This window comes from Streptomyces sp. NBC_00250, from assembly GCF_036192275.1.
Taxonomy (GTDB): Bacteria; Actinomycetota; Actinomycetes; order Streptomycetales; family Streptomycetaceae; genus Streptomyces.
The window spans coordinates 7,301,951-7,318,212 of the sequence record NZ_CP108088.1 but is presented as its reverse complement, the minus strand read 5'-3'; the positions used below and the strand labels follow the sequence as shown (position 1 = coordinate 7,318,212).

Below are 16,262 nucleotides of genomic sequence, written 5' to 3'. Positions count from 1 at the left end.
GCCCCGCGCACACGTGACGGTGCCCCGTACGGCCGCTCGGCCGTACGGGGCACCGTCATGTCCGCCGGGCGTCAGTGCTCGACGCCGTCCTCCAGCTTCTGGCCCCTGAGCAGGAACCAGGCCGCGACCGCCGTCGCGAGGAGGACCGCCGCGCCGACGCCCGCCGCGATCCGCAGGCCGTCGACGAAGGCCTCCTGGGCGGCCGACACCAGGGCCGTCGCCGTGTCCGGGGCGAGGGCGCCGGACGCCTCGACCGCGCCGCCGAGCGACTCGTGCGCGGCGGACGCGATCTCGGAGGGGACATCGGCCGGGGTGGCGAAGTCCCGGTAGACACCGGTGACGATCGAACCGAGGACGGCGATGCCGAGCGCCGCACCCAGTTCGTATGCGGTCTCGGAGACCGCGGAGGCGGATCCGGCCTGTTCCTTCGGGACGCTGGAGAGGATCACGTCGGCGGTGACGGTGAAGGCGAAGCCCGCACCCACACCCACGACGAGCAGGGCCGCACCGAGCAGCGGGTAGCCGGTGTGCTGGTCGAGCGTCGTCAGGACGGCGAGCGAGAGGCCGACCGCCGCGAGACCGCCGGCCACCACGGACCGTACGGAGAAGCGACGGGCCACCAGACCCGCGATCAGACCGGCCGTGACCGCGCCGACCGCTGCCGGGAGTTCGGCGAGTCCGGCCTCCAGGGGCTGCCGGCCCTGGACCAGCTGGAAGAACTGGGACAGGAAGAACACCAGGCCGGAGAGGCCCAGGATGGTCAGCAGGTCGGCGAGCACGGCGCCCGAGAAACCGCGGTGACGGAACAGGCGCATGTCCAGGAGCGGCGCGGGCAGGGTCAGCTGCCTGCGGACGAACCAGGTCAGGGCCGCGGCTCCGAGGAGGGCGGCGACGCCCGCGTCGAGGGAGATGCCGTGCGAGGCCAGTTCCTTGATCGCGTAGACGATGCCGATCAGGCCGACGAGGGAGAGGGCGACGCTCGGCAGGTCCCAGGGGCCCGGGTTCGGGTTCTTGGACTCGGGGATCAGCTTGATGCCGACGAGAACGAGGACCGCCATGACGGGCAGGTTGATGAGGAAGACCGAGCCCCACCAGAAGTGCTCCAGGAGGAACCCGCCGACGACCGGTCCGACGGCTGCGCCGGCCGAGGCCATGGCACCCCAGATGCCGATGGCGAGGCTGCGCTCGCGCGGGTCGTGGAAGAGGTTCCGGATGAGCGCCAGGGTGGACGGCATCAGGGTCGCACCGGCGACACCGAGCAGGGCGCGGGCCACGATCATCATCTCGGGGCTGGTCGCGTAGGCGTTGAGCACGGAGACGGCGCCGAAGGCGGTGGCACCGATCAGGAGCAGCTTCTTGCGGCCGATGCGGTCGCCGAGGCTGCCCATGGAGACCAGGAGTCCGGCGATGACGAAGGAGTAGACGTCGCCGATCCAGAGGAGCTGGGTGCCGGAGGGCTTCAGGTCCTCGGAGAGGAAGGGGGTGGCGAGGCCGAGCACCGTGGCGTCGACCGCCACGAGGAGGACGGCCAGGACGAGAACGGAGAGGGCGAGCCACCGGCCGGGGCGGTGCACGCCCTCGGTATGGCCCGCGGTCTTGAGGGTGCTGGTGGTCACTTCTCCACGCTCCTGCGCGCTCCGCCGAGCAGCAGCTCGGCGATCATGTACTGGAATTCCTTGGCGGCGACCCGGCCGTCCTGCACGGCCCAGGCGCCGGAACCGACGAGCCCGTAGAAGGCCTCGGTGAGCCAGGCGGGGGTCAGGTCGATCCGGAAGACGCCCCGTTCCTGTCCGCGCCGGAAGAGCGCGGAGACCCGGGCGTCGAGGCGGGACCAGCCCTCGTTGAGCTGGTCGCCCTCGAAGAGCTGGTTCTCGGTGTAGAGGAACGACAGCAGGGGGGCGACGTCCTCGACCTCGGCGACGAGCCGTCGTACGGCCTCGTCCTCGGGCCCTTCGTCGAGCGCGGCCCGGTCGAGGGCCGCCTCCATCTCCTGCAGCCCGAGCTCTTCGAGCGCCCGCACCAGGGCGTCCCGCCCGGCGAAGTGCCGGTGCAGCGTGGCACGGCCGATACCGGCGGCGCGGGCGACCTCGTCCAACGTGGCGGTCGCCTTGCGGGTGAGCAGGGCGGCGGCTGCGTGGAGCACCTGGGTGCGATCGACTGACATGAGACGACCATACACCGAATGAGACATCAATGTCTCATTAGATAAATCAACGCCTCACCAGGGCGGGGACGGAATGCTGTGAACATGACGAAGCCACTGCTGCTGATCGATGTCGACGGGCCACTGAATCCGTACGCGGCGCAGCGCGAGCGACGTCCGGAGGGGTACGCCACCCATCGGATGCGGCCGGGCGGCTGGTTCGAGACGAAGCCGCTGCGGGTGTGGCTGAATCCCGCACACGGGGGCGAGCTGCTCGCACTGGCCGAGGTGTACGAGCTGGTCTGGGCGACGACCTGGAAGGGCGAGGCGAACGACTGGATCGGGCCGCACCTCGGACTGCCCGAACTGCCGTACATCGACTGGCCCCAGATGCACGGAAAGGCCCCTCGCGGGACCTTCTGGAAGACGCAGTACATCCTGGAGTACGCGGCCGGGCGGCCGTTCGCCTGGGTCGACGACGACATCACCGCGTACGACCACGAGTACGTGGAGCGGAACCACCTCGCCGCCGCCCTGTTGCTGCACGTCGACCCCCGGATCGGGCTGATCCGGCCGGACTTCGACGCGCTCGCGGACTGGGCGGCGGCGCTGTGACCCTCTGAGAGGTGGGGCTACTTCTTGGCGGTGGCCCAGGCGTGCTGGATCACCAGGTCGGCCTTGACCTCGACGAGCTGGGTGGCGACCGCCGAGGGGGCGGTGCCGCCGCGGCCGTTGCGGGAGGCGAGGGCGCCGGGGACGTTGAGGACCGTGCGGACCTCGGGGGTGAGGTGCTCGGAGATCTTGGCGAACTGCTCGTCCGTCAGCTCGTCCAGCTCCTTGCCCTCGGACTCGGCGACCTTCACGCACTCGCCGGCCACCTCGTGCGCCACCCGGAACGGCACGCCCTGCTTGACCAGCCACTCGGCGATGTCGGTCGCGAGCGAGAAGCCGGCCGGGGCCAGCTCCTCCATGCGCTCCCGGTTGACGGTCAGCGTGGCCATCATGCCGGTGAAGGCGGGCAGCAGGACCTCCAGCTGATCGCAGGAGTCGAAGACCGGCTCCTTGTCCTCCTGGAGGTCGCGGTTGTAGGCGAGCGGGAGCGCCTTGAGCGTGGCGAGGAGGCCGGTGAGGTTGCCGATGAGGCGGCCGGACTTGCCCCGGGCGAGCTCGGCGATGTCCGGGTTCTTCTTCTGCGGCATGATCGACGAGCCGGTGGAGAAGGCGTCGTGGAGGGTCACGAAGGAGAACTCCTTCGTGTTCCAGATGATGATCTCCTCCGCGATCCGCGAGAGGTTGATGCCGATCATCGCGGTGATGAAGGCGAACTCGGCGACGAAGTCACGGGAGGCCGTGCCGTCGATGGAGTTGCCGACCGACCCGCGCTCGAAGCCCAGGTCCTTGGCGACCGCCTCCGGGTCGAGCCCGAGGGAGGAACCGGCGAGGGCGCCGGAGCCGTACGGGGAGACCGCCGTACGGGTGTCCCACTGCCGCAGCCGCTCGGCGTCCCGGGAGAGGGACTGGACGTGGGCCAGGACGTGGTGGGCGAAGAGCACCGGCTGGGCGTGCTGGAGGTGCGTACGGCCGGGCATGGCGACGTCCGGGTGCGCCTCGGCGAGGCCGACGAGGGCGTCCTGGAGCTCCGCGACGAGACCGCCGATGATCCGGGCGTGGTCGCGCAGGTACATCCGGAAGAGGGTGGCGACCTGGTCGTTGCGGGACCGGCCGGCGCGCAGCTTGCCGCCGAGGTCCGGGCCGACGCGCTCCAGGAGACCGCGCTCCAGGGCGGTGTGGACGTCCTCGTCCGCGATGGTGCCGACGAGGGTGCCGTCGGCGACGTCCGCCTCCAGCCGGTCGAGACCGGCGAGCATGCGGGTCAGCTCGTCCTCGGTGAGCAGCCCGGCCTTGTGCAGCACGCGCGCGTGGGCACGGGAACCGGCGATGTCGTACGGCGCGAGACGCCAGTCGAAGTGGACCGACGCGGACAGCTTCGCCAGGGCCTCGGCGGGGCCGTCGGCGAACCGTCCGCCCCAGAGCCGGACGTCACCGTTGTTGCTGCTCACAGCTGCTGCTCCTCGGGAGAGTGGGTACTACCGCCACCGCCTCGTCCCGGAGGCGGGACGGGAGGTGACCTGTTCAACGGGGGCGGGTCACGCCAGGTTCGCCGGCGCGGCCGGCGACATCCTGACGTAGGCATAACTATGCAATCCACCGTATGGTTTGTCAACGCGCTGCTCCGGGGCCGGAGGGAGGACCGGGGACTGCGCGCCGAGTGCCGCACGCCGCCGATCAGCCGCGTCGCGCGCGCGTGGTGCACGGCGCGGCCCCTAGCCTCGCGCCCATGCGCACCACGCTCCCCCGCACCCTTCTCGTTCTCGGCGCCGCCCTGATGTCCCTCGGCGCCGCGCCCAGCCCCGTACCGCTGCCCGCGGGCATGGCCGACACCGGTGGCGGCTCGCAGCTGATCACCGCCGTGGCCGCCGGTGCCGGCTCCACCACGGGCACCCTGACCTGGTGGGACCGGCGCGGCGGCCGGTGGGTGGAGGCGGGCTCCGCGCCGGCCCGGTTCGGGGCGAAGGGGCTCGTCGAGGGCGAGCGGCGCCGGCAGGGCACGAACACCACGCCCACCGGGCTCTACCGACTGCCGTACGCCTTCGGGATCGAGCCCGCGCCCGCGGGGACCTCGTACCGCTACGCGCGCGTGACCGAACGGTCCTGGTGGTGCCAGGACGACGACTCCCGCGCGTACAACCGCTGGGTCGAGGGGCTGCCCCGGGACTGCCGGCCCGCCGAGGCCGAGCACCTGGTCGCGTACCGACGCCAGTACGCGTACGGGCTCGTCATCGGTTTCAACTACGACCGACCGGTACGCGGGCGCGGGGCCGGGATCTTTCTGCACGTCGACGGGGCTGGGGCGACCGCCGGTTGCGTCTCCGTACCGGCGGACGCGATGCGCGCGGTGCTCGCCTGGGCGGACCCCGCGCGCCGACCGCACATCGCCGTCGGAACGCGGGGCGGTCCGACGGCGATCACGCGCCACTGAGCTCGCGACGGCGTCACGGGCAAGGCCGCTGTCAGTCCCCGGTGCGATCATGGTGTTCTGCTGTGATGGGGGGAAGCGGATGGCAGAGCATCGCACCGCACTGTTGATCGCCGTGGCGTCCGCGCCGGAAGCGGCGCATCGGTTCGAGGCCCTGGAAGAGGCGGTCGCGGCCGACCAGCGGGAGCTCGAGGCGGCGCTGCGCGCCTCGGGCTATGCCGTGGTGACCCTGTGGAACGCGACCCGTGCCGACATCAGCACGAAGATCCACGAGGTGTCGCGCGACGTGCCGCCGGACGGGACCCTCCTCGTCCACTTCTCCGGGCACGGCGTCCGGATCGGGGACACCGACTACCTGGTCCCCTTCGACGCCCGGGCCCCGCGGGACGACACCTGGCATCAGCCGTACGTCGACACGCTCTTACCCGCCGACATCAGCCCGTCCCTGTCCGTGTGCGCGGCGGGGACCGTGCTCTGGCTGATCGACGCGTGCCGGAGCGATCCCGACGCGGCCCGGCCGCTCTTCGCCAGCAGCATCCTCAAAGGGCAGCCGTCGGGCCGGTTCGTGCTGATGACCTCGTGCGCCGCGGGTCAACGGTCCGGCTGCACCCCGGAGGGCAGCTTCTTCACCCTCGCGCTCGCCGAAGCCCTCGGCCCGCTGACCCGGGCACGGACGACCGAAGAGGTCTACGAGGCCACGAAGCGGCAGACCCTGCGCCTGGCTCATCGGCACCGACGGGAACGCCAGGAGCCCCAGGTGCGCTACGGCTCCGAGATGGAGGCCGAGGCCCGGGCCACCGTGATCTGCGAAGGCCGGCCGCTCCTGGAGGCCTGGCGTGCGGCCGCCCGGGACACCGAGGTGTGGCACCGGGTCGCCCGAAGCGACCCGGAGCGGATCGAGGAGCTCCGGGAACAGCTGGCGGCCCTCGCCGAATCGTGTGCCGCGGTGGTCCATCAGGCCCGCGCGCGGATGCCCGACCCGTGGGCCGACGACTCGTATCCCGTACGCCTCCTCCTCCATCGCCTTCCCGGTCTGTTGCCCGCCCCCGCGGAACTGTCCGAGGTCGAGGCCGCCGCCCTCGTCGCCGCTCCGTTCCTCCACGAGGCCGCCTGGGCGCGACGGCTCAGCCAGGCGCGCGATGTCGAGCCGTACGGGGTGCACCGCCAGGAGGACGGCGACGCGCGCCGACGCCACTACGAACAGGTCGCCGAGCACCATCCCCACATCGCGCGCAAGCTGACCGATTCCTGGTTGGGGGGCAAGCACGAGGAAGCGGTCGACATCGCGCTCTGGCTGGTGCACCGGTGGATCACGGAGCTCTTCGAGACGGACGAGGAGCCCGTCCCCGACACGGAAGCCGGGGCCCTGGCCTCCGCGCTCATGAACGGAACCCCGGGCGGCGACCGGGTGGGCGTCCTGGCCCGGGCCCTGCGTACGGTCGCCGCCGGCATCGCCCTGGGCGCACCCGAGGAAGCGGCCGCGCCGGAGAAGCCGGCCAGGATCCTGCTGCCCGCCGGTCATCAGACGCTTCGGGTGCGGGAGATCGCGGCCCTGTTGCGGCTCGCGGCCGTGCTCTCCCTGGATGTCCGCGCCCTGCCCGACGTGGTGGCCGAGCATCTGGCCGTCTCGGATCCCGTGACACCGGCGGACCTCATCGACGCCGCTCGCACGGCGGCCTGGGACCGGGACGCCCGCGGTCTGCACCTGGACCTCGCGTGCGCGCACCCGGCGACGCACGCGGCGTTCGCCGCCACCGTGGAGCAGGCGGACGAACTCGCCCGTACGCTGCGGGAGTCCGCGCATCATCTGCCGCCCGGACAGGCGGCACTCCTCGACGGGGTGCCGGAGCGGGTGACGGACCGTTCGCTGCGACCGCGCTCGGACAGCGGCGACGCCGCCTACGACGTGCCCCTGCTCCGGTTCAGCCTGGCGCAGACGGAGGTGCGCGACCTCCTCATGGGCGAGCGGCTGTACGACGACGAACCGGCTCTCGCCCTGCGCGAGCTGTACCAGAACGCCATGGACGCCTGCCGCTACCGGGCGATGCGCTGGCGGTATCTGAGCGGCCGAGGCTGCGAGCCCGCGGCATGGCAGGGCCGCATCTCCATCGAGGCGGGCGAGGACGAGCGCGGCCCCTTCGTCGAGTGCCGGGACAACGGCGTGGGCATGGACGTGGAACAGCTCACGAACACGTTCACGCAGGCCGGGCGCCGCTTCGGACAGACACGCTCGTTCCGCCGCGAGCAGGCGGCCTGGCTGCGGCACGACCGGGAACTGCGCCTCTACCCCAACAGCCGTTTCGGTATCGGCGTCTTCAGCTACTTCATGCTGGCCGACGAGATGTCGATCGTCACCCGGCCGGTCAGCCCGGAGGGCAGCCTCGCCCACCGGGCGCTGAGGGTCGACATCTCCAGCAGCGGCAGCCTGTTCCGTGTCCAGGAGTCCGGCTCCGCCGAGTCCGGGCTGCCGGAAGGTGGCACACGGGTTCGCCTGTACCTCCGAGGCGCCTCCGTCGCAACCGGCCTCTCGTGCGTGGCGACGCTCCGCAGACACGTCCTCGTCAGCGAGTTCGATCTGCGTGTGCGCGACGCGTCGGGGCACAGCCATCATTGGCTGCCGGGGCAGCTGCAGTTCGACGCCGGCCACGGCGGAACGGTGGAGGCCGTTCCCGGTGTGCTGTGGTGGGTGCCGGGAAGGGGAGCGGTGCTCTGCGACGGGATCGTCACCGACCAGGCGCCGTTCGGCCATGTGCTCAACCTGTCCGGGAGGCACGCCGGGGACCTGAGCATCAACCGCAAGAAGCTGACGTCCTACGACCGTCGTTGGGCCGCCTCCGCATACCGCGACGGAGCGGAGAGACTGGCGGGCTGGCCGGGGCTGACGTTCGACTGGCTCTGGTCACTGGAGTCGAACCACCCTTCGGCGGCAGGCCAGATCTGGGAGGCGTGGCGTGGCAGGGGCCTGCGGGTGAAGAGGCAACCCTGGGAGCCCGATGCCTCCCTCGACACCACGGGCTGGTTCACCTGGGACGCGCACATCCTGCAGCGAGAACCGGCGCCCTACCGGAACAAGGACCGCTGGGCCTACACGCGCGCATGGCGTGCCGCGGCCCTGGACGAGCCGTCCCTCTCCCGGGACGAAGCGGTGCCCGCATCCCTCGCCGGTTACCCGATACCCGCACCCGGGTGGGCGACTGTCGTGTCCACGATGACCCGTGACTGGCGCACCGCGGTCCAGGCCGCCCAGTACCGTGGAGTCCCGGTGGCGGCCGTGCTGCGCACCGCCCGAGCGTTGCGGGTGGCCCATGCACGGCTCGCGCCTCCCCCGGTCCTGAGCGCGGACGGTCTCGACTGGACTCCGGACCGGACTGACGCGGAGATCATGAAGGGGCTGCTGGGGGACGAGTCGGACGTGTGGTCGGCGCCGAAGGAGAACGACTACCGGCACGCGCCGGACGACTTCGGTGGCCTCGTACGAGCCTCGTACGCCGGGTACCGGCCTCTCGGCGAGCTGACGGACCACTGCACCAGGTACGCCCCGTTCCTCAGGCACCCGTTGCCCACGGTTCCACCCCACCACCGGGACCATGTGTGCGACAAGAACGACCTCGACATGCTCTACGTCGAGGAGCACGGAACGTGGCGCCGTACCCGATGGCCCTGGGACGTGGTACGGGCGGCACGGGGACTCGGTACGGACCCGCTCGCGCTGCGGGACCGGATGGCCGGCTTCGCCTGGCTGGGGTGGACGGTCCCCTCCGCCGAGGAGGTCGAACGATGGAGCGAGGTACCGCACGACATCGGCCCCGTGCTGGAGAGTTATGTCCGGGAGGACGCCGACGGGACGGTGGAACTCACCTGGGCGGCGACGGTCGAATGCGCCGAGCGCAGGGAGACGACGCTGCGTTCGGCGGAGAGGGAACTGGCCCGCTGGGTCGCGTACCTGGGCTGGCGTCACCATCGCCGCTACCGCGGCAAGGCCTCGAAGGGACTCGCCCTGGAAACGGAGGCCTCCCGCATCCTCGCCCCCGCACCGGCTTCGGGCATCCGGCCGGAGCTCGGCCTGACCCTACGGGACCTGGCCTACCTGCGACCGCACTCCGTCGACTGGGCGGAACTCTCGTACATCATCGAGGATCTGGCGAAGGCCGGCTTCGAGGTGCCGCCGGCGGGAGCTCTGATGAGGGCCTGGGACGGGCTGTCGCTGGCGGAGCAGTGCCTGTTCTCGGGCCAGGATCCGTCCTTCGTCGGTGCCGACTATCCGGTGCTCCCCACCGAGGACGTTCTCTTCTCGGCGAGCGTCATGCTGAGGACGTCCCTCGGCAGCACGTGGAAGAAGGCCCGCCGCGAGGCGAAGAAGGCCGGCCTGACCGTTCCCCCGCTCCCCGAGGGCCTGGCCGGGCTTCGGCCCGGCCGGGAGGCGAGCTGGGCTCTGCTCGACCACGGCGTCGAGGACGAGGACGGTTCGTTCCACGGCGAGTGGTTCGAGCCACCCCGATGGACCCCGCTGACAGGTGCCCGCCTGGCCCGCTACGCGCAATCCCTGCGCATCGGTGTCCGCGAGGCCTACCGACGTCTGGATCCCCTGCGCGCGCTCGGCGCACTCGTACCGGCGTTGACCGACGCCGAGGTGGTCGGCCTTCCCGAGCGGGTACCCACGGGCGCGGACATCGCCGCCCTGAGCTCGGAACATCATGTCTCTCCCGAGGGAGAACCGCTCTGCCCGCTCGATCTCCTGAGCATCGCCGCCCGGCTCGGAGAGCCCATAGGCAGCACGTGGCAGCGTCTCGTGCCCTATCTTCCGCTGCAGGCCTCGTGGGGATCCCGGCCGCCACACCTGTCGGAGGTGTCCGAAGCGGTGCCCCTCTGGCAGGACCTGATCGCGCTGTCCGTACACGGGGACGGCATGCTGCCCGCGCTGCACGGCCGGGTCGACGCGGACCGGATCGCCTTCGCGGCTCGCGCCACGGGCGAGAGCGAGGCCTGGACGGCGGAGCGCCTCCGGCTGTACGCACCACTCTTCGCACTCGAACCCGACTCCCCGGAAGGAGAGGACGACGGTGACTGAATCCCGTACGGCCGCTCACGACGCCGAACTCCCGTATGCCGAGACATCGCTCGGGGAGCTGTCGCTCGCCCTCGCCCAGCACATCGCGTCCGACGGCCGCACCCTCTCGGTCTCCGGGGTGTGTCCGCGCTGCGCCGGACCCACGGTCTCGGAGTACGCGTACGGCCTTCCCGGAATCGGCACCAAGGCACCCTGGCCCTTCCGCGACCGACGGGCCGAGGACAGCCCCGATGTCGTGGGCAGCGAGGTCCACTTCTGCGAGTGCGGTCACCCCCATCCGTCGATGCCCCCGGACGCCGCGTTCATCGGGTGCGGAGCCAGTTGGCGTGTGAGAACGGCAGAGACAGGAGACACGCCGTCATGACCGATCGCTCGGACCGGCGTTGGGCGGAACTCGCACGTGAGCTGGAGTTCAGTCAGTTGCCGGAGCTGCGCCGGCAGGCCGAGGGCTGGCGGACCGGACTGACCGGGCTGACGGCGCTCCTCGGCGTGCTCACCGTCGTCAAGGGTCAGGATCAGCTGTCGGGTCTCCCCGGGGACACGGCCCGCTGGGCGGCCTCCCTGGTGCTCGCGGCCTTCGTCGTGCTGGTCTGGGGAACCCTGCTCGCCGTGAGGGCTGCTCATGGCCGCCCCGAGAAGGAGATGGTGCTGGGCGGGCAGGCGCTGCGCCGTTGGACCTCGGACGAGGTGCGGCGCGTCGGACATCGGCTCCGCTGGGCCGCCGTGTGCTGTGTGTCCGGTCTCGCGCTGGCGGTCACCGCGACCGCCGTGATCTGGTCGGCGACCCCGTCACCCGCGTCGTCCATGGTCCGGCTCAGCACCCCGTACGAGGAGCTGTGCGGGGAACTGGTGGGAGCCGATCCGCGGGGGTTCGCCCTACGGACGGGACGGGGCACGGCCAAGACCCTGCGCGTGGTGCCGCACACGTCTCTGGTGACCCTGACACCGGTCAGCGCCTGCTGACCGGTGCCTCTGTCGGGGTTCGAGCACGGGCCTCGGCGGTCCTGCCGAGTCCCGCTCCCCTGCCGCGTACCGCCGGCTACTTCTGCGCCAGCTTCAGCAGGTGGTCCGCGAGTGCCTGGCCGCCCGCCGGGTCGCGGCTGATGAGCAGCAGGGTGTCGTCTCCCGCGATCGTGCCGAGGATCGCGCGGAGTTCGGCCTGGTCGATGGCCGACGCGAGGAACTGGGCGGCGCCCGGCGGGGTCCGCAGGACCACCAGGTTGGCGGACGCCTCGGCGGAGATCAGCAGTTCGCCGGAGAGGCGCCGCATGCGCTCCTCCTTGGCGGACTCGCCCAACGGGGCCTGCGGGGTGCGGAATCCGCCCTCGCTCGGCACCGCGTAGATCAGCTCGCCGCCGGTGTTGCGGATCTTCACCGCGCCCAGCTCGTCGAGGTCGCGGGAGAGCGTCGCCTGGGTGACGCTCAGCCCGTCGTCCGCGAGGAGCTTGGCGAGCTGGCTCTGCGAGCGCACCGGCTGCCTGTTGAGGATGTCGACGATCCTGCGGTGGCGTGCGGTGCGGGTCTGCGGAACGGACGGCCCGCCGTGCTCATTTTCCTGCGCGTCGGTCATCGTCGTCTCATTCTCCGGTTCGTCCTTGCCCGTTCGCCACGTCGAGGACTCCGGGCAGGGCCTGGAGGAAGGCGTCCGCCTCGGCGTCGGTGAGGACCAGCGGAGGCATGATCCGTACGACATCGGGGGCGGGCGCGTTCACCAGGAGGCCGGCGTCCTGAGCCGCCTGCTGCACCTGGGGTGCGAGGGACTCCGTGAGCACGATACCCAGCAGGAGGCCCGCACCACGGACGTGGGAGACCAGCGGGTGGCCCAGACCCTCGATTCCCTGCCGCAGCCGCTCCCCGACCGCCTTCACGTGGTCGAGGGCCGCGTCGGCGCCGAGGGTGTCGAGAACGGCGAGTCCGGCGGCGCAGGCGACCGGGTTGCCGCCGAAGGTGGTGCCGTGGTGACCGGGCCCGAAGAGGTCCGCGGCAGGGCCGAAGGCGACGGTCGCGCCGAGCGGGAGGCCGCCGCCGAGGCCCTTGGCGAGGGTGACGACATCGGGCTCGACGCCCTCGTGGGCCTGGTACTCGAACCAGTGGCCGCAGCGACCGATGCCGGTCTGCACCTCGTCGAGGACGAGGAGGGTGCCGGTGGCGCGGGTGATCTCCCGGGCCGCCTTCAGATAGCCGACGGGCGGGACGACGACGCCGTTCTCGCCCTGGATGGGCTCGATGATCACGAGGGCGGTGTCCTCGGTGACGGCGGCGCGCAGCGCCTCCACGTCCCCGTACGGCACATGTGTCACGTCGCCGGGCAGCGGCAGGAACGGGGTCTGCTTGGCGGGCTGGCCGGTGAGCGCCAGGGAGCCCATGGTGCGGCCGTGGAAACCGCCCTGGGTGGCGACCATGTGGGAGCGGCCGGTGAGCCGGCCGATCTTGAAGGCGCCTTCGACGGCCTCGGCACCGGAGTTGCAGAAGAAGACCTTGCCGGGCCGGCCGAAGAGGGCGAGGAGCTTCTCGGCGAGGGCGACGGGCGGCTCGGCGACGAAGAGGTTGGAGACGTGGCCGAGGGTCTGGATCTGCCGGGTGACGGCCTCGACGATCGCCGGGTGGCCGTGGCCGAGGGCGTTGACGGCGATGCCGCCGACGAAGTCCAGGTACGCGTTGCCGTCGGCGTCCCAGACCTTGGCGCCCTCACCGCGGACGAGGGGCAGCCGGGGGGTGCCGTAGTTGTTCATCAGCGAGCCCTGCCACCGCTGGGTCAGCTGCTCGTTGCCGGTGCCGCTCATCAGTCCCCCTGTCCGTCCGGCACGACCATCGTGCCGATGCCCTCGTCGGTGAAGATCTCCAGCAGGATCGAGTGCTGGACCCGGCCGTCGATCACGCGGGCCGTGGTGACCCCGTTCCGTACGGCGTGCAGGCAGCCCTCCATCTTGGGGACCATGCCGCTGGAGAGCTCGGGCAGCAGCTTCTCCAGCTGGCTCGCGGTGAGCCGGCTGATGACCTCGTCGCTGTGGGGCCAGTCCTCGTAGAGGCCCTCGACGTCGGTCAGGACCATCAGCGTCTCGGCGCCCAGCGCCGCAGCGAGTGCCGCAGCCGCCGTATCAGCATTGACGTTGTAGACATGTCCGTCGTCCTGGGAGCGGGCGATGGAGGAGATGACCGGGATCCGGCCGTCCTCCAGGAGCGCCTGGATGGCGCCGGTGTCGATGGCGGTGATCTCGCCGACCCGGCCGATGTCGATCTGCTCGCCGTCCACGACCGGCCGGTGCCGGGTGGCGGTGATGGTGTGGGCGTCCTCGCCGGTGAGACCGACGGCGAGCGGGCCGTGCTGGTTGAGCAGCCCGACGAGCTCGCGCTGGACCTGGCCGGCGAGGACCATCCGTACGACGTCCATGGCGTCCTCGGTGGTGACCCGCAGGCCGGCCTTGAACTCGCTGACGATGCCGTGCCGGTCGAGGGCGGCGCTGATCTGGGGGCCGCCGCCGTGCACGACGACCGGCTTGAGGCCGGCCTGGCGCAGGAAGACGACGTCCTGGGCGAACGCGGCCTTGAGGTCCTCGTCGATCATGGCGTTGCCGCCGAACTTGATGACGACGGTCTTGCCGTTGTGCCGCGTCAGCCAGGGCAGGGCCTCGATGAGGATCTGGGCCTTGGGGAGCGCGGTGTGCTTCCGGGTGGTGCTCTCGGCCGGCGTGCCCCCGGGGTTCTTGGGGTCGCTCATGACGAGTACGCGCTGTTCTCGTGGACGTAGTCGGCGGTGAGGTCGTTCGCCCAGATCACGGCGGACTCGGTGCCGGCGGCGAGGTCGGCGGTGATGGTGACCTCGCGGTAGCGCATGTCGACGAGGTCGCGGTCCTCGCCGACGGATCCGTTCTTGCACACCCAGATGCCGTTGATGGCGACGTTCAGCTCGTCGGGCTCGAAGGCCGCCGCCGTCGTGCCGATGGCGGAGAGCACCCGGCCCCAGTTGGGGTCCTCGCCGTGGATGGCGCACTTGAGGAGGTTGTTACGGGCGATGGACCGGCCCACCTCGACGGCGTCGTCCTCGGTGGCGGCGTTGATCACCTCGATGCGGATGTCCTTGCTGGCGCCCTCGGCGTCGCCGATGAGCTGGCGGGCGAGGTCGTCGCAGACCTCCCGCACGGCCTCGGTGAACGCGTCCTGTGCCGGGGTGGTGCCGGAGGCGCCGGAGGCGAGGAGGAGGACGGTGTCGTTGGTGGACATGCAGCCGTCGGAGTCGACCCGGTCGAAGGTGACACGGGTGGCGCCCCGGAGGGCGCTGTCCAGGCCCTTGGCGTCGACGTCGGCGTCGGTGGTGAGGACGACGAGCATGGTGGCGAGGCCGGGGGCGAGCATGCCGGCGCCCTTGGCCATGCCGCCGACCGTCCAGCCGTCCCTCGTGACGACCGAGGTCTTGTGGACGGTGTCGGTGGTCTTGATGGCGATGGCGGCCTTCTCGCCGCCGTGCTCGGACAGTTCGGCCGCGGCCTTCTCTACGCCGGGGAGGAGCTTGTCCATGGGGAGCAGGATGCCGATGAGGCCGGTGGAGGCGACGGCGACCTCGCCGGCGCCGACGTCCGCGCCCTTGGCGCTGAGGACCTCGGCGACCTTCTCGGCGGTGGCGTGGGTGTCCTGGAAGCCCTGGGGGCCGGTGCAGGCGTTGGCGCCGCCGGAGTTGAGGACGACGGCGGTCAGCTCGCCGTCGGCGAGGACCTGCTGGGACCAGACGACGGGGGCTGCCTTGACGCGGTTGGAGGTGAAGACTCCCGCGGCGGCGCGGCGGGGCCCGGTGTTGACCACGAGGGCCAGGTCCGGGTTGCCGTTCTGCTTGATCCCGGCGGCGATGCCCGCTGCCGTGAATCCCTTCGCTGCGGTGACACTCACGGCGCCACTCCAATCGTGGAAAGTCCGGTGCTCTCGGGGTAGCCGAGGGCGATGTTCATGCTCTGCACCGCGCCGCCGGCGGTGCCCTTGGTGAGGTTGTCGATGGCGCTGATCGCGATGATCCGGTTCGCCGCCGCGTCATACGCGACCTGTACCTGAACGGCGTTGGAACCGTAGACGGACGCGGTCGCGGGCCACTGCCCCTCGGGCAGCAGATGGACGAAGGGCTCGTCCGCGAAGGCCTTCTCGTACGCGGCCCGTACGGTCTCGGCGGTGACGCCCGGCTTCGCGGTGGCGGTGCAGGTGGCGAGGATGCCGCGGGGCATCGGCGCCAGGGTCGGCGTGAAGGAGACGGTGACCCGCTCCCCCGCCGGTCCGCTGAGGTTCTGGATCATCTCGGGGGTGTGGCGGTGGCCGCCGCCGACGCCGTACGGGGACATGCTGCCCATGACCTCACTGCCGAGGAGGTGCGGCTTGGCCGCCTTGCCGGCGCCGGAGGTACCGGAGGCGGCGACGATCACGGCCTCGGGTTCGGCGAGCCCGTTCTCGTACGCGGGGAAGAGCGCGAGCGAGACGGCGGTGGGGTAGCAACCGGGCACCGCGACACGCTTGGACCCCTCCAACGCAGCGCGGGCACCCGGCAGTTCGGGGAGGCCGTAGGGCCAGGTCCCGGCGTGCGGGGAGCCGTAGTACGCCTCCCAGTCCGCGGGCTCCTTGAGCCGGAAGTCGGCGCCCATGTCGACGACGAGGACGTCCGGACCGAGCTGCTCGGCGACGGCGGCGGACTGCCCGTGCGGCAGGGCGAGGAAGACGACATCGTGCCCGGCGAGCTCTTCGGCGGTGGTGGGCACGAGGACGCGGTCGGCGAGCGGCAGCAGATGGGGCTGCAGGGCCCCGAGTCGCTGGCCTGCGTTGGAGTGGCCGGTCAGGGCGCCGATCTCCACGTGGGGGTGGGTGAGAAGAAGACGCAGGAGCTCTCCACCCGCGTATCCGCTCGCACCCGCCACTGCTACTCGTACCGTCATCGAAACCCTCCTCATGGATGGCATGACTATACGTGTCGCCGCAGTTTTATGCAACGACATGCCGGAGGTGCGGGCGCGAAGGCGCGAGGGCGTCACCCACCTCCACCC

At 71.5% G+C, this 16,262-nt stretch carries 13 protein-coding genes; 5 read left to right on the top strand and 8 right to left on the bottom strand.

The window, feature by feature from the left end; all coding sequences use genetic code 11:
* Positions 1–71 precede the first annotated feature (71 nt).
* Both OG259_RS33155 and OG259_RS33150 read right to left on the bottom strand, forming a co-directional pair.
* Positions 72–1,616 (bottom strand): MFS transporter, encoded by a 1,545-nt coding sequence (locus OG259_RS33155; protein WP_328945592.1) that lies wholly within the window; start codon positions 1,614–1,616, stop codon positions 72–74.
* On the bottom strand, positions 1,613–2,164 hold the full coding sequence (locus OG259_RS33150) for a TetR/AcrR family transcriptional regulator (protein ID WP_328945591.1): 552 nt from the start codon (positions 2,162–2,164) through the stop codon (positions 1,613–1,615). Before OG259_RS33150 ends, OG259_RS33155 begins: the two co-directional genes overlap by 4 nt.
* A gap of 84 nt (positions 2,165–2,248) precedes the next feature.
* Between OG259_RS33150 and OG259_RS33145 the strand changes: the two genes are divergently transcribed.
* Positions 2,249–2,758, top strand: a complete 510-nt coding sequence (locus OG259_RS33145) for an HAD domain-containing protein (protein WP_328945590.1) — start codon at positions 2,249–2,251, stop codon at positions 2,756–2,758.
* A gap of 17 nt (positions 2,759–2,775) precedes the next feature.
* Here OG259_RS33145 and argH read toward each other — a convergent pair whose 3' ends face one another.
* Positions 2,776–4,203: an argininosuccinate lyase gene (gene argH, locus OG259_RS33140; RefSeq protein WP_328945589.1), complete on the bottom strand. Its 1,428-nt coding sequence runs from the start codon at positions 4,201–4,203 to the stop codon at positions 2,776–2,778.
* 278 nt (positions 4,204–4,481) lie between these two features.
* On the opposite strand from argH, the gene OG259_RS33135 reads away from it, so the two are divergent.
* The 4 genes from OG259_RS33135 (at position 4,482) to OG259_RS33120 (ending at position 11,211) form a co-directional block, all read left to right on the top strand.
* Positions 4,482–5,183 (top strand): L,D-transpeptidase family protein, encoded by a 702-nt coding sequence (locus tag OG259_RS33135; RefSeq protein ID WP_328945588.1) that lies wholly within the window; start codon positions 4,482–4,484, stop codon positions 5,181–5,183.
* Between the two features lie 79 nt (positions 5,184–5,262).
* A complete protein-coding gene (locus OG259_RS33130) occupies positions 5,263–10,248 on the top strand; it encodes an HD domain-containing protein (RefSeq protein WP_328945587.1) in 4,986 nt (1,661 codons plus the stop codon).
* The gene (locus OG259_RS33125) at positions 10,241–10,612 is read left to right on the top strand and encodes a hypothetical protein (RefSeq protein WP_328945586.1); all 372 of its coding nucleotides are present in this window, start codon (positions 10,241–10,243) and stop codon (positions 10,610–10,612) included. The genes OG259_RS33130 and OG259_RS33125 overlap by 8 nt, the downstream gene beginning before the upstream one ends.
* Entirely contained in the window at positions 10,609–11,211 is a 603-nt protein-coding gene (locus tag OG259_RS33120) for a hypothetical protein (protein WP_328945585.1), read from the top strand. The genes OG259_RS33125 and OG259_RS33120 overlap by 4 nt, the downstream gene beginning before the upstream one ends.
* A gap of 76 nt (positions 11,212–11,287) precedes the next feature.
* Here the strand turns inward: OG259_RS33120 and OG259_RS33115 are convergent, their stop codons facing one another.
* Genes OG259_RS33115 through argC form a run of 5 tightly spaced genes read right to left on the bottom strand, consistent with a single transcriptional unit; the run spans position 11,288 to position 16,154 of the window.
* Positions 11,288–11,818, bottom strand: a complete 531-nt coding sequence (locus OG259_RS33115) for an arginine repressor (protein WP_266889818.1) — start codon at positions 11,816–11,818, stop codon at positions 11,288–11,290.
* Positions 11,819–11,825: 7 nt separating this feature from the next.
* Positions 11,826–13,031: an acetylornithine transaminase gene (locus OG259_RS33110; protein WP_328945584.1), complete on the bottom strand. Its 1,206-nt coding sequence runs from the start codon at positions 13,029–13,031 to the stop codon at positions 11,826–11,828.
* A complete protein-coding gene (argB, locus tag OG259_RS33105) occupies positions 13,031–13,966 on the bottom strand; it encodes an acetylglutamate kinase (RefSeq protein ID WP_328945583.1) in 936 nt (311 codons plus the stop codon). The genes OG259_RS33110 and argB overlap by 1 nt, the downstream gene beginning before the upstream one ends.
* Positions 13,963–15,129, bottom strand: coding sequence for a bifunctional glutamate N-acetyltransferase/amino-acid acetyltransferase ArgJ (gene argJ / locus OG259_RS33100; RefSeq protein WP_328945582.1), 1,167 nt, complete (start codon positions 15,127–15,129; stop codon positions 13,963–13,965). The genes argB and argJ overlap by 4 nt, the downstream gene beginning before the upstream one ends.
* On the bottom strand, positions 15,126–16,154 hold the full coding sequence (gene argC, locus OG259_RS33095) for an N-acetyl-gamma-glutamyl-phosphate reductase (RefSeq protein WP_328945581.1): 1,029 nt from the start codon (positions 16,152–16,154) through the stop codon (positions 15,126–15,128). The genes argJ and argC overlap by 4 nt, the downstream gene beginning before the upstream one ends.
* Positions 16,155–16,262 lie beyond the last annotated feature (108 nt).